Consider the following 14,551-nt stretch of genomic DNA (forward strand, 5'->3'; position numbering starts at 1 on the left):
TAAGATTACGTCATGGAGGAACACTCCATGGCGTTTTTTCTTTTTGAAGACTAGATTAACACATGGATAGGATCGGGAGAATCTCAGTCCACACAGCGTCAAGAATCTGTTGCATTTGATCTTCTTCACTGTTGATCGAGATGACGGCTTGCTGTGCAGGCAAAATGATACAAAGTTGTCCGTGAGCTCCATCGGCACGATATGCATCATGCGAACACATCCAGAATTGATATCCGTAACCTTTACCCCAATCACCGGCTCCAGATGTCATAATCTGTCTACGTGTAGCACTTCGAATCCACTCAGCAGGTATAAGCTGCTGCCCCCTCCAGTTGCCCTCCTGAAGAAGCAATTGCCCGAATCGACTTAATTCCTCATTACTAATCCAAAGACCTGCGCAACCCAAAGTGACGCCAAGTGGAGAGGTTTCCCAATCAACGTCATGTATACCGAGTGGTTCAAATAAACGGGGGGTTAAATAGTCTTTCACAGTTTGACCGGTTGCTGCTTGAAACAGAGCAGAGATCATGAATGTATCCCCACTGCTGTATGTAAATTGTTCCCCTGGCATCCGATCTAAAGGTAGCGACATGTAATATTTGACCCAATCCTTCTCTTCCAAAGAAGCACGTTCTTCTACGTGTAGCGGAGGATTGTTATGTCCTGAAGACATACGAAGCAGATCCCCCAACGTTAACTGCTGTGGAGGAAAAAACGTCTCAGAGATGGAGGGGAGATTATCGTATGTGAAATACTCGCCAAGTGTTGAATTAAGGTGAAGTAAGCCTTCTTCAATCGCAAGGCCAACAGCCATGCATGTGAAAGATTTACTGATGGAGTGCTGTAAACGGCGAGCATCTTGATCGCGATCCCATTGTGCTATGAGATTCCCGTTACGCAAAACGCGAGCAGACAACAGGTTAAGTTGATCATTCTTTATTTTATGGACAAATCTATTTAGCTTGCTAGTCATATATAAACCACCTTTCGTCGGGTGAAACCCTAGTGAAGTAGGTTGGTGAAACGTTTCCGTAACGAAATCCAAAATCAGGGCTTATGTTAGTACATTCCGAGATTGATGTCAATGAATAATGTGCAAACGGTTACGAAAAAACAGGCACTTCCCTCAAAAAGTGTCTTTTAGCGTAATATATTCGTTGAGAACCACGTTTTTTAATAAAAAAAGCGCGAAAATTGTAAAAAGGTTATTGACAGGATTTACTGATCGGGATTATGATTTATTCGAAACGATTCGAAGAAATCGCTTCCAAGATAATTATGGGTTTTACAAGTCCATATATATTAAAGTTGATTGAATTTGAAACGATTCGAGAGAATCGTTTCGATAACCCAGCACACTACAGGGGAATCTACGACATGCTGCAGGCAAACACCGCTAACAGAGTAGAGTGAAGGCGGCAGTTGATAATGAAAGGGGTTACAAATGGCGCATATCACGATCGAAACGGGATCACCCACATTATGTATGAATACGAGCATACATGTTGTATCCAGCGACTCTGGAGAGACTTCAGGCGGTACGCTATATCTGCTGCACGGGGCAGGCGATAATGCAAGTACATGGCAGCGTCTGACGACAATCGAAATGTACGCTCAGCAGTATGGCTGTACCATCATTATGCCAGAAGCGAATCGAAGCTATTACACGGATATGGAATACGGCCTGAATTACTTCCACTACATCACTCAGGAGTTACCTGACTTATGCAAGCGTCAGCTTAATCTGAATTCCGATCCAGCGAAGACGTATGTTGCCGGTTTATCCATGGGTGGATACGGTGCACTGAAATGTGCACTGACATATCCGGAACGATATAGCAAAGTCGTTTCCTTATCGGGTGTGACGGATATTCAGAAACGTTTACAAGATCCTGTGATGCCTCCAGGCATGATCAAAGAAATGAAAGCGGTTTTTGGTGAACAGCTGACAGTGAAGCCTGATCAGGATCTATACACCTTGTCAGCCAACTTGTTGCAGCAGGGTGGAACCTTACCCCGTATTCTGAGTTGCTGTGGTGATCATGATCCATTTGTCGAGATGAATCGAGCATTTGCCGAGTACATGCAGGATACCGCTTTTGAATTTCAATATGTGGAGACACCAGGCACGCATGAATGGAGATTTTGGGAACAGCACCTAAGAACGATGTTTGATTTTCTGTATAACGACAAGACCAAAGTAGAGTGAGGAGATGCAAATGAAACCTGCAGCCGAAGGACCCAGCAAAAAGCTGAAGGGACACGTGAAAGACAATTCGCTCTGGAGTGAAATCTGGAAGCACCGAATGACATATACCCTGCTGATACCGGGACTTGTCTGGTTGATCCTATTCGCCTACATGCCAATGGGAGGCCTATCTCTGGCATTCAAAGACTACAAGGCGAACCTGGGAATCTGGGGTAGTCCATGGAGTGGATTTGAGAATTTTAAATATGTTTTCCGTGACCCGACCTTTATTGATGCCGTGTGGCGCACACTGTACATCAATATTCTGAAACTGATCATCCAGTTCCCATTCCCGATCATTCTGGCGTTGTTGCTGAATGCATTTCGAATGCGCAGAGGGAAGAAATGGTTCCAAACCGTCCTTACCTTCCCACACTTCCTGTCCTGGATCATTGTATCCGGTGTAGTTATCAACGTGCTGGCATATGACGGACTGGTAAACAGTGCGCTTGGATTACTCGGATTGCCAACGATTAACTTCTTAGGTTCCGAATCAAACTTTGTACCGATGCTGTTATTGACTGATATCTGGAAATCAAGTGGATGGGGCGCAATTATCTTCCTTGCCGCAATCTCCGGTATTGACCAGGATCAGTATGAATCAGCACAGATTGACGGAGCTTCTCGTATGCAGCAGATGTTCCGTATTACACTGCCTAACATTCTTCCGACGATCACGGTTATGTTTATTCTGTCGGTTGGTGGGCTGATGTCTTCCGGTTTCGACCAGATCTTCAACTTGGCCAACGCCGCAACCAAAAATGTATCAGAAGTACTCGATGTATACATCTATCGAATCACGTTCCAGTCTTCAACCGATTTCTCATTCTCGACAGCAGTCAGCCTATTCCGTTCCATCGTGAACATGATTTTGTTGCTTCTCGCTGACCGATTTGCGAAATGGCTTGGCGGAGACGGATTGTTCCGATAAGAGAGGAGGAGTAACGAATGAGTAAGAAAGTGAACAAGAAGCCGAGAATTGGCACTGAAAAAATGACATTTCTCGATTACATCATATTTGCCATTCTACTTGTGCTTGCATTGATGATTCTAATTCCGTTCTGGAATGTCATCATGATCTCATTTGCAACACAAAAAGAGTACGCTGAAAATCCATTTCTGATGTTCCCGAAAGAGTTCACACTGGATTCGTACCGAGCATTATTCGCTGATGGAAGTATCATTTCGGGGTACAAAAACACACTTATTTTGCTAGTCATTGGATTGCCGCTCAGCTTGTTCCTGACAACAAGTATGGCTTACGGCTTGAGCCGCAACAATTTTCCATTCAAAAAGTTTCTGTTTTTCCTGGTGCTGTTCACCATGATCTTTAACGGTGGGATTGTACCACTGTATCTCATTATGAAATCGTTGCATCTTACAGGCACGTTGTGGTCAGTGATCCTCGCGGGAAGCTTCAGTGCCTTCAATATGATCCTAATGATGAACTATTTCTATACCTTGCCAGAGTCCTTGATGGAGTCAGCGAGACTGGATGGCGCGGGTGAATGGAGAATCCTATTCTCTGTCGTTCTTCCACTGGCGACACCGATCATAGCGACCATCACACTCTTCTATGGTGTAGCATACTGGAACAGTTGGTATGATGCGATGATCTTCCTTCGAAAAGCCGATCAGTTACCTTTGCAGAACGTGCTCAGGACGATCATTGTTACGTCTCAGACGAATGCATCCAATGCATCTAGTGTCGATGCAACCCAAGTGAGTAACTTCTCTATGGGTATGAAGATGGCGGCTGTATTTGTAACGATGGTTCCAATTATGTGTTTCTTCCCAATGTTGCAAAAGCACTTTGCCAAAGGGGTATTAACAGGGGCAATCAAAACCTGATTATACGTATAGAAGTCATTCAAAAAAACGCTTTTGATTACGCAAGATGACTGTTGGTATCAGCAGCATCGAACGTCCTTTTTGGACACGAGTAGGCTTGGAAATTCAACTACAAACATGGGGGTAAGAGCATGAACACGAACAAAAAGTTGTCAGTTAGATCGATCTTTGCTATCACACTTTGTTTATTGATGCTGGTGGTGACAGCTTGTTCTAATGGTGGCTCGGAAGGCAGTAACGAAAAGGACGCTGATGGCAATTACAAAGATAACCTGACCATCTCTGTAGCGAACCTGACGGAAATTAAAAACGGAAATTTGGATAATGACTTCCATAAATTCTGGACAGACAAATTCAACGTAACTTGGGACTACAACTATATCGATTGGGATTCATGGGGTGAGAAGCTTCGTCTGTGGATCAACTCCGGTGACTTGCCGGATGTATCGGTATGGAACTACGTTCACGGGGATGCGCTGAATAACATTGATCAAGGTTTGTTCTACAAATTCCCGGATGACTGGAAAGAGCGCTGGCCTAATGTTGCTGCAGCTTATAACTTGACAGGGCTTGGTGATAAATTGGAGGAGCTGACAGGTGGAACGTATCTCTTGCCTAGACCGATTTATTATGAGAACAAACCTGCTGATCCACTTACAAACCAAATCGGTGTTATTGCTCTTCGTAAGGACTGGGCAGAAGCGGTTGGTTTCGAATTGAAGGATGCGTATACCACATCTGAATTGAATGAATATGCTGCACTTGTAAAAGAGAAAGATCCAGGCAAAGTGGGGAACAAACTTGTACCTCTGTCCTATAACGCCGCTGATGCGATGACAAACATCATTATGCCAAACAGCGTGCATGCGATCACAGATTCTCCGTTCTTCAAAGGTGAAGACGGTCAGTTCCACTGGGGACCAGCAGAGCCTGAAACACTTACAGGGCTGAAATTGATGCAAAAAGCATACAAAGATGGATTGCTTAACCCTGAGTTCTACACATGGAAGAACAATGAAGGTCAGAACAACTTTAAAGTAACAGGTACAGCAGCAGTAACCAGTCTGGGTGGACTTGCTTCATACAGACAAGGTCTGGATTCGGATATTCGCAAAAATCTAGGTGTAGATAGTGATGAGATGGTTCACACGGCAATCGTTCTTGGTGACGACGGTAAATATCGTAACCTGGAGCAAGCCAACTTCTGGTCCGCATTGATCTTCAATCCGGAGATTAGTGACGAGAAGTTTGAACGTATCATGGATCTGATTGACTATTCCGCAACCAAAGAAGGACAATTGCTCATCAACATGGGCTTTGAAGGAACCGATTGGAAGTACGATGAGAACAATGAATTGGTGAGCTTACTGCCAGAAGGAACGGTTCTGGAAGATAAGTACCCAGCTCGTTTCGAAGGATTGTACCTGCTCGGTGACGACTTCAGTGTAGTCAACCCTGCGATCAAAAAGGATTACCGCGATCGTGCTGTGAAACTGTTCGAGGAAAAAGCAAAACTCGGAACAGAGGGCCAATCGCTGGCAACATACGACTGGGATGTCAACCTATACGACTCCAAAGCGAAAAGTCAGGCTTCATTCGATTACCAGAACGAATATGCAAACCTGATTCTCAAAAGTGGAGATCTGGAGGCTAACTGGAAAGAATGGGTGAACAGTAAAATGTCTCTGGTTCAACCTTACCTGGATGAGCTGAACGAACAATTTTAAGTGAAGATTCAGGAAGTAGATGGGACATGGTGGAAGTAACCTGTCTCATCCACCCGAACCCGGTGCGTAGTTAAATATGCAGCCGGGTTCTTCAATTCAATGAGGTGTGGAGGAATACATGATGAATAATGAGCAATTGATCGATCTGGTGGGGCAGATGACTTTGGAGGAAAAGACAGCCCAGCTGCTCCAATTAACTTCTAACTTTTATGAAGGGACGGATACGCAGGGGCAGATTACAGGGCCGATGGAAGAGATGGGTATCACCAAACAGTCTGTGGAGGCCAGCGGCTCCATTCTAGGTTTGTCCGGTGCTCAGGCGATTATTGATGTGCAGCAAGCTTATATGGAAAAAAGCCGACTTGGTATCCCACTTTTGTTCATGGCAGATGTTGTGCATGGTTTCAAAACCATTTTCCCCATCCCGCTGGCAATTGGCTGTTCATGGGATACCCAGTTAGCGGAGAAATCTGCTGAGATTGCAGCACGTGAATCCGCAGTCTCTGGTTTACACGTTACGTTTGCCCCTATGGTGGATTTGGTTCGTGATCCTCGCTGGGGTCGTGTCATGGAAACAACAGGAGAAGATCCTTATCTGAACAGCTTGTTCGCGGCGGCCTTTGTTCGTGGATATCAGGGGGACAATCTGAAGGAGGAGACAGACCGTCTTGCGGCTTGTGTAAAACACTTTGCTGCATATGGTGCAGCAGAGGGTGGTCGGGATTACAACACGGTAGATATGTCAGAGCGCAATCTGCGGGAGTATTATTTACCTGCTTATAAAGCTGCGCTTGATGCGGGTGTAGAGATGGTCATGGCGTCATTCAATACAGTGGACGGTATCCCAGCTAGTGGTAATGAGAAGCTTATGCGTAACATTTTGCGTGAGGAATGGGGATTCGAAGGGGTGCTTATCTCGGATTGGGCTTCCATTCGTGAGATGATTGCCCACGGGGCAGCGGAGGATGATCGTGAAGCTGCATATCGTGCCATCCGCGCTGGCGTGGATATCGAAATGATGACACCGTGCTATGTTCACCATCTACCGGCGTTGATTGCAAGTGGTGAAGTGAACGAGAAGCTTGTGGATGAAGCAGTACTTCGTATATTGCAGCTCAAAGAAAAATTAGGCTTGTTCGATAATCCGATCCGTGCAGCTAATCCAGAACGGGAGCGGGAGATCGTGTTCTCGAAGGAACACCGTCAGGTGTCCTATGAGCTGGCTACCAAGTCTGCAGTGCTGCTGAAAAATGTGAACAACGTTCTTCCGCTGAATCCGCAGGCACATATTGCTCTGATTGGACCATTTGCCGAGAGTGAGGATATTCTGGGATGGTGGTCATGTGAAGGCGTAAAAGCGGATGCAGTTAAGCTGGGAACAGCATTGCAGGAACGTCTTGGCACAGATCAAGTTCATCTGGCTCAAGGCAGTGGTGTGCACACGATTACACCTGAGCAGATTGCGGAAGCGCTTGAAGTCGCAAGCAAGGCAGATCTGATTGTGCTTGCGCTGGGTGAAGATTCAGAGATGAGTGGTGAGGGTGGGTCACGCACCGATATTCGTTTGCCAGCAGCACAATTAGAGCTCATTAAGCATTTGAAAACAACAGGTAAACCGTTGGCGAGTGTCATCTTCAATGGTCGCCCACTTGATCTGCATGGTGTATGGGAAGAATCGGATGCTGTGCTTGAAGCATGGTTCCCGGGTAGTGAAGGCGGGGCAGCAATAGCTGATGTCCTGACAGGCGTGGTGAACCCTTCTGGTCGCTTGACGATGTCCTTCCCTCAATCGGTAGGTCAAGTTCCTGTCTATTACAATCATTTTAATACTGGCCGCCCATTGAATCCGGAGAAGACAGAAGAACGCTATGTTTCCAAATATATCGATAGCCCGAATGATCCATTGTTGCCGTTTGGTTACGGTCTATCTTATACGACGTTCGAGTATGGTTCACTTGATATCTCCAGTCAGGAGCTGAGTAATGAGCTTCCCCTGACTATCGAGGTAAAGGTAACGAACACTGGAGAACGTACAGGTGTGGAGACGGTTCAGTTATATGTGCGGGATGTAACTGGTGAAGTAGTGCGACCGGTGCGAGAGTTAAAAGATTACGTCAAGCTGGGGCTGGCTCCAGGTGAAACGGGTACAGCAACGTTTACGCTAAGTGAGGCACAGCTTCGCTATCACCACTCGGATCTGAGTTATCGTAGTGACAAAGGTGCATTCAACGTCTATGTAGGGCCAAATAGCCGCGATACTCAAGAGGGTAGCTTCAAATTAGTGTAGTCCGTTAGAGTTTAAGCGAGGCTACTGAAAGGTCTCGCTTAAACAAAACGTCATTTTGAATATTTAAAGCACATAGAAGACGTCGGGTTCTCTGATCTGGGGAGCCTGATCCATATAACAGGGGAGCGAAGAATGTGGTCAGTATTAAGGATATCGCCAAGAAGGCGGGGGTTTCGATCTCCACCGTGTCGTATGCACTGAATGGCAGCAACAAAGTGACAGATGAAACGAGCTCCAAGATTTTGGCCATCGCCAAAGAGCTGAACTATGTTCCTAATGCTGCTGCAAGGACGTTGAAGAAGAGGGAATCCAAAATTGTAGGCGTATTTCTGACCGATTTTAGCGGAGATGTCTATGGAGACTTGCTCACTGGCATGAAGGCGGTCTGTAATGCACAAGGGTATGACTTAATTGTATGCAGTGGTAAAGAGTCTCACCGGATGCTTCCGGAACGAATGATCGATGGAGCCATCATACTGGATCACACGTTTGCCAGTGAAGAATTGCTACAGTATGCTGATCGTGGACACAAAATCGTTGTGCTTGACCGGGAATTAGATCATCCGAACATCAATCAGGTTTTGCTGGATAATAAGGCTGGAGCAACGCTTGCGATGGAGTATCTCATTGAACAAGGGTTTACGAAAATCTATGTGGTGACAGGTCCAGAAGGCTCGTTCGACTCAGTACAGCGTATGAAGGCGGTAAGGCAGGTTACAGAGCGTGAACCCAACGTAGAGTGGATGGAGATTAAGGGAGATTTCGAGAAAAGTGGCGGAAAAATGGCTGCCAATCAGATCATTCATGAATTCACGAGCCCTGTTGGCGTATTCTGCTTGAACGATGAGATGGCGATTGGGTTATGCAACCAGATTGCCAGCAGTGAACTACAGGTTGGACAAGACGTTCATGTCATTGGATTTGATAATATTGAACTCAGCAGTTACGTTAGTCCAAGGCTCGTCACGATTGATTATTCCAAACTAAAATGGGGTTCATTGGCGGCAGAGCAATTAATCAAACTTATGGCGGGAGAACCAGTAGAACATGAACGAATCTACGTGCAACTCGTAGGAGGGGGCTCTGTTCGCAGTCAGACTGAACATACACCTGTGATAACTGTAGGAAACAATTCAGCGGCGCGCTATTGATGATGCAGTCTCATTGTAGCGATGATGCAATTCTTCGTGCACAAAGTTTAAGAGACAAGAATTAGAAGAATGACTACATTCTTTATAATCCTTGTCTCTTGTTGTATCGTCTATACCCTCTGCGATGGAGAATGCAACGTTAGTGATAGACTTCATTATAGCAAAAAAAAGAGCCTCTTCCGCGAAGAGGCTTGGCCATCAGAGACCTTTCGTTTTGTCATTGTTGTAGGATGCAGTCAGGATGCCTGTCATATACAAAGCGAGTACGATTGCGATAATCCAGAATGTCAATGAGAACGACATATACTTGCCACCTCCTGCACAATCTCAATTTCTTCTATTATAACCAATATGGGAAGAAAAGGAATGCCTATACAGTTTATTTATAAAATAAAAAGTGAGTAGGTACAGGTCTGAGATTTCCATCTGATGGATTGTTGACCACCCGATTGTTCAGAACCAGTGACGAAGATCCGCCTCCGTCCAGATTATAAGCGTCAACGACGCCAAGCTTGTACAGTCGGCCTTGTAGCTCTTCTAAGGTTGCCCCGGAGCTGCCTTTCTCGTTATAACCATCCACTACGATAATCAATAGCTGATCATCCTTATAATTGCCGATGACCGTACGTGGAGCCCGCTTAGGAGATACCTTCCACTTGGCAGGTATAGGCGTTTTACGACCATTTTGAAGCAATACAGGCACAAACGTAGCTCCAAATTGTGGTTGCAGGCGATCTAGGGAGCCTTTGTCAAAAAACTTGCCACCGACGAGCTTACCTGCATCGTTCAGTCCTACAAAAAATAAATCTTTAAAACTAGCTTGAAACCCATTTACGTACTTTCCGTCCATGACGGTTGTACTGAGAGGATAACGTTTGCCTCCGCTATCAGCGAAGCCGCCCGCATTAATTCCAGCAATAGCTCCATTACGTTTGACGGCCTGCATAGTCGTCTCTGACCTTCCAGCTTCACTACTGAGAGCCATCTGCATCGCTGTAGGGTCTTTAAGCTTGATTTTCATTGCATAGCCCTTATAGGTGCCTGGATTAACACGGTACATCTCAATTGTAAGACGGTCACTGTTAATTCGTTCAAATGGAACGCCTAGTTTAGACGAGATCCGTTGATTGTAGATCGCTTCTGGGCGAGTGGCTTGTGCCGTCGCCTTTTGCACGAGAGCTGACATTGTACTTGTTGTTTGATTGTATAATTGCGTTGTCTTTTTAATAGAAGAAGATGTTTGAACAGCAGCTTCTTCAGCCCCTGAGAGATTCTGACGAATCGCCTGGGTTTGAGGCGTGATTGTCTCTTCAGGCAGCGATAGATCCATTAGACTAGCCGGTTCAAGCGAAGGACGGAACAGCAGCAGACAGAGCATAAGTCCAACAAATGGAGCGAGTGCAAGCATAAAAAAACGATTAACCTGTTTAACGGGTGTAATCATTTGAGCAGATCCATCTTTTTCTGGAGGGTCTCCAGTTGTTTTTTGACTTCGCTCAGTTGGGTATACAATTTGTTGCTATTGTCCGTTTTGTCGCTTGCATTGTCCTTGGTGAAATTCAGCAATTCATTGAAGGATTGCACTTGTCCCTGAAGATCAGAAACTTCCTTCGATATCGTTGTTAGCTGCTTTTCGTATTCTGATTTCAATGCGTTAATCTGCTGTTGATTATGTGTCTGAAGCTGATCAATCATCTGCCGCTGGAGATGGTTACTATAATAGTAGGTTCCGATTACTCCGAGTGCAATGAGCACAATCCACATGACCAGAAACAGTTTAATTGAAGAACCGGCCTTGCTTTTGGTGCTCCGGGTGTGATGGGTGTCAGAAGGTTGAGCAGAAGGTTTCATATCATCACTCCTGGTTATTTATAGGTACTAAAAAAATTCCAATCCTCATTCTATCATGCCCCTATTGATTACGCAAAAATGAAATTCTTTCAGTAATAGGATAAAAAGAGATTGCATCGGAAGGAAGTCCTAGGATACAATTTCTTATAGATGCAATAAGTAGGAACTTTGGGCAAGTTTTTCGACCTTTTTAGCTAGTGATACAGGAGAATTATACTATATTGTGACCTAAATAAATGGAATAAATGGTATTTTATCACATTATAGAACGATTGTAGGGCTTATTTTTAGCCTTATCACTTATTTTTCTTCAAATTTCGACATTTTGCAGCGCATGCTTCTTCTATACGTGGACTGTCGCAGGCAAAGGTGAAGAGTGAAGTCGAAGGATAGAAAAGCAAATTTGTCCAATACATAACCAGGGGGAACAACAATGAAAAAAGTATGGCAGGTGGTCATCGTAGATATCCACCCCACCAGCATGCTGGGAACAAAACTAATTTTGGAGGAACAGCAGGATCTGTTGGTACGTGGTATGACTTCGACGGGAACAGAAGGACTTGACTTGGTGAAAGCTAATCAGCCTGATTTGGTATTGATGGATTACCGACTTCCTGAAGGTCAAGCAGATCAATTTATTTCCGAAATAAAAACGGTATCAGCGCACAGTCATATCGTTATTCTTACGGATGAGGATAACGTGAAGTTATTCCGTCATCTTATGAATCTCGGGGCAAGCGGAATGCTGTCCAAGCAGGCATCCCCTAGCCAACTGATTCATCTGATATCTGGACTGCGCGAAGGTTATGTATCCATGCCGATGTCTTGGTTGACGAGCGCAGAGTGGGCAGAGCCGATTGAATCGAGAGCGGAAGAATTCATCGTAGATTTGACGGAAACAGAAAATTTTATTATGGAAAGAATTGTTCAAGGGGTAACCTATGATAAAATAGCGAGTGAGATCAACGTTAGCCGTCGTTCGATCGACAACTATTTGCGTAAAATCTATGTGAAGCTAGACGTGAGCAGTAGAGCGCAAGCTATCGAGCGGTATGCGTTGTGTGCCAGACAGACAAAATCCATCTCTTGATGAGCCACATTTCATGACTCTCGCGTTCTAGGATTCGTTAGGTGACATGTACAATCGTCATATTCTGTGTTCTTCTGGAATAGGTTGTAGTGGCTACGAGCTATGTGCATAGCTTGGAATAGGGACGAAAGGAGAACGAGACCAATGAGATATTTCTTCGCCTCCCGTACAAACAGACTGTTGTCTTCACCGCTAAGAGATATTCGCAAAATGTCTGACAAGGATTATTTCATCTCTCTAGCGGAGGAATTGCCAGCAGAGGAACTGTTCCCGTTTAAACTGCTGGAAGAAGCGGCTGTGTCTGTATTTAGTTCGGGTCCCTCTGCACTTCAATATGGTGAGCCGGCAGGATACAGACCGCTAAGAGAGTGGCTGGACAAGGACTGGAACACGCGTAAAGGCATCCGAACAATTCCTGAGCAGATCCTGTTAACCACAGGAACACAGCAGGCTATTGATCTCGTCATGAGGCTGCTGTTAGAGCCGGGGGATTCTGTTCTAGTTGAACATCCCACATCTCCAGGCTGCCTCGAAGTTTTGGAGATGCAAGGAGCTACTATTGTACCTGTTATGGGTGACTCTGATGGGATATTGCCGGATCAATTGGAACGCCATATGCAGCAGGTGAGGCCGAAGCTGCTTTTTGCTGCACCTAGTTTCTGTAATCCCACGGGTGCGTTATGGAGCATGGAGCGGCGCGAGGCGGTATTGGACTTATGTTCTCGTTATGGTGTGCTGCTTGTAGAGGATGATTCGTACGGTGAATTGCATTTTGATGGACTGCAGACGGAGGATTTCTATCGCAAGTACCCCTCACTCTTCGCATTGGATACAGCAGATCAGGGTGGACATGTCTTGTACATTGGTTCGTTCAGCAAAACGGTTGCGCCAGCATTACGTACAGGATGGGCAGCAGGTCATCCAGCCTTAATTCAGGCAATGGCATCGGTGAAACGGATTGCGGATGGACAATCCAGCCCAATGAATCAGCGACTGTTGTATCAACTGTTAGCACATTCTCCTTTTCGCTGGACCGATCATTTATCATTATTGAACCGGGAATACAAGACCAGGCTTAAGTTGATGCTGGAATTGTTGAAGAGACCTGGCTGGAAGGGCTCCAACTACGATATACCCCAAGGGGGCATGTATTTATGGGTGGAGTTACCTGAAGGATTAGATAGCGGGGCGTTGCTTAAAGCTGCTCTGTTAAAAGGTGTATCTTTTTTACCAGGCTCTCTCTGTTCTACAGGAGAACAAGACCACCGTCATATTCGATTGAACTTCAGTCATCCTGGTCGAGATGAGCTGTTACTTGGCATGAACCTAATCAGCGAGTCCATTGCCGAATTTACGGCACGTAGTTAATTGAACAATAGAAAATAACCAAATATATAGAAGCAAAAAATTGGATCTGCGCCTGAGATGGTTGTTATACGTACATTTCAGGCTGCGGGTTCTATTCCATATGCGTCCGAAGTAATTACGTTATTGCATCCACTAACATTTTTATATATAATGTGTATTAATAAGTTGTGCCCTTATAAATAGGGCGGCAATTTTAATTTAGTGCCTATAGCACTTATCATTTTAAACTAACGGGGGAAACCAAACATGGCTAATATTTTATTTGTTAAAGCAAACGACCGCCCTGCGGATCAAGCAGTGAGCGTTAAATTGTATGATGCATTCTTGAGTGCATACAAAGAATCCCACCCAGGTGACACAGTAACTGAGTTGGATCTTTACAATACAGATATCCCTTACTACGGTAACGATGTAATCACTGGTGGTTACAAAGCAGCTAACGGTATCGAAGCAACTCCAGCAGAACAAAAAGCAGCTGCACTTGCTGCACAATTGCAAGATCAATTTTTGGCAGCTGACAAAGTTGTATTTGCATTCCCGCTCTGGAACTTCACAGTTCCTGCTCCATTGGTAAACTACATCTCTTACCTGAGCCAAGCTGGTAAAATGTTCAAATACACTGCTGAAGGCCCTGTAGGTCTGGTTGGCGACAAAAAAGTAGCATTGTTGAACGCACGTGGTGGCGTATATTCTGTAGAGCCTATGGCTTCTGTAGAAATGTCCGTTAAATATGTAACCAACGTATTGAACTTCTGGGGTATCCAAAACCCTGAACTGGTTATCGTTGAAGGACACAATGCTTCCCCTGATAACTCCGAAAATATCGTTAATGCTGGTTTGAAACTGGCTGCTGAAGTAGCAAACAGCTTCTAATTCAAACGATATTAATTATAAAGAGCCTGTCATTCCTTATAAGGAAACGACAGGCTCTTTTTATTATAACGCCGCTGCGATAATGCGGGGCTTCTAATCATGGTT

At 45.0% G+C, this 14,551-nt stretch carries 12 protein-coding genes; 9 read left to right on the plus strand and 3 right to left on the minus strand.

What is annotated here, in order from left to right; all coding sequences use genetic code 11:
* Positions 1-55: 55 nt before the first annotated feature.
* Complete coding sequence (locus tag M3636_RS13305; protein WP_251382842.1) at positions 56-973, minus strand: serine hydrolase domain-containing protein; 918 nt, start codon at positions 971-973, stop codon at positions 56-58.
* A 471-nt stretch (positions 974-1,444) separates the two neighbouring features.
* On the opposite strand from M3636_RS13305, the gene M3636_RS13310 reads away from it, so the two are divergent.
* The 6 genes from M3636_RS13310 (at position 1,445) to M3636_RS13335 (ending at position 9,264) form a co-directional block, all read left to right on the plus strand.
* Positions 1,445-2,209: an alpha/beta hydrolase gene (locus M3636_RS13310; RefSeq protein ID WP_251382843.1), complete on the plus strand. Its 765-nt coding sequence runs from the start codon at positions 1,445-1,447 to the stop codon at positions 2,207-2,209.
* 10 nt (positions 2,210-2,219) lie between these two features.
* Positions 2,220-3,179 (plus strand): ABC transporter permease, encoded by a 960-nt coding sequence (locus tag M3636_RS13315; protein ID WP_251382844.1) that lies wholly within the window; start codon positions 2,220-2,222, stop codon positions 3,177-3,179.
* 17 nt (positions 3,180-3,196) lie between these two features.
* A complete protein-coding gene (locus M3636_RS13320) occupies positions 3,197-4,099 on the plus strand; it encodes a carbohydrate ABC transporter permease (RefSeq protein ID WP_251382845.1) in 903 nt (300 codons plus the stop codon).
* A 131-nt stretch (positions 4,100-4,230) separates the two neighbouring features.
* Positions 4,231-5,826 carry a type 2 periplasmic-binding domain-containing protein gene (locus M3636_RS13325; RefSeq protein ID WP_251382846.1) on the plus strand — a complete coding sequence of 532 codons (1,596 nt, stop codon included), beginning with the start codon at positions 4,231-4,233 and terminating at the stop codon, positions 5,824-5,826.
* Positions 5,827-5,947: 121 nt separating this feature from the next.
* Positions 5,948-8,113 (plus strand): beta-glucosidase BglX, encoded by a 2,166-nt coding sequence (bglX, locus tag M3636_RS13330; protein WP_251383074.1) that lies wholly within the window; start codon positions 5,948-5,950, stop codon positions 8,111-8,113.
* Positions 8,114-8,247: 134 nt separating this feature from the next.
* Positions 8,248-9,264, plus strand: coding sequence for a LacI family DNA-binding transcriptional regulator (locus M3636_RS13335; RefSeq protein WP_251382847.1), 1,017 nt, complete (start codon positions 8,248-8,250; stop codon positions 9,262-9,264).
* A gap of 379 nt (positions 9,265-9,643) precedes the next feature.
* On the opposite strand, the gene M3636_RS13340 is transcribed toward M3636_RS13335, so the two are convergent.
* Positions 9,644-10,708, minus strand: coding sequence for a phosphodiester glycosidase family protein (locus M3636_RS13340; RefSeq protein ID WP_128101109.1), 1,065 nt, complete (start codon positions 10,706-10,708; stop codon positions 9,644-9,646).
* Positions 10,705-11,115, minus strand: a complete 411-nt coding sequence (locus M3636_RS13345; RefSeq protein WP_128101110.1) for a uroporphyrinogen-III C-methyltransferase — start codon at positions 11,113-11,115, stop codon at positions 10,705-10,707. Before M3636_RS13345 ends, M3636_RS13340 begins: the two co-directional genes overlap by 4 nt.
* Positions 11,116-11,548: 433 nt before the next feature.
* On the opposite strand from M3636_RS13345, the gene M3636_RS13350 reads away from it, so the two are divergent.
* The 3 genes from M3636_RS13350 to M3636_RS13360 all read left to right on the plus strand — a co-directional run bounded on the left by M3636_RS13350 (position 11,549) and on the right by M3636_RS13360 (position 14,446).
* Positions 11,549-12,205, plus strand: a complete 657-nt coding sequence (locus M3636_RS13350) for a response regulator transcription factor (RefSeq protein ID WP_128101111.1) — start codon at positions 11,549-11,551, stop codon at positions 12,203-12,205.
* Positions 12,206-12,349: 144 nt separating this feature from the next.
* Positions 12,350-13,573 carry an aminotransferase-like domain-containing protein gene (locus M3636_RS13355; RefSeq protein WP_128101112.1) on the plus strand — a complete coding sequence of 408 codons (1,224 nt, stop codon included), beginning with the start codon at positions 12,350-12,352 and terminating at the stop codon, positions 13,571-13,573.
* Positions 13,574-13,819: 246 nt separating this feature from the next.
* Entirely contained in the window at positions 13,820-14,446 is a 627-nt protein-coding gene (locus M3636_RS13360) for an FMN-dependent NADH-azoreductase (protein WP_056698444.1), read from the plus strand.
* The last annotated feature ends 105 nt before the right edge of the window (positions 14,447-14,551 follow it).

The sequence above is a fragment of the Paenibacillus sp. MER 99-2 genome, assembly GCF_023714095.1.
Classification (GTDB): Bacteria; Bacillota; Bacilli; order Paenibacillales; family Paenibacillaceae; genus Paenibacillus.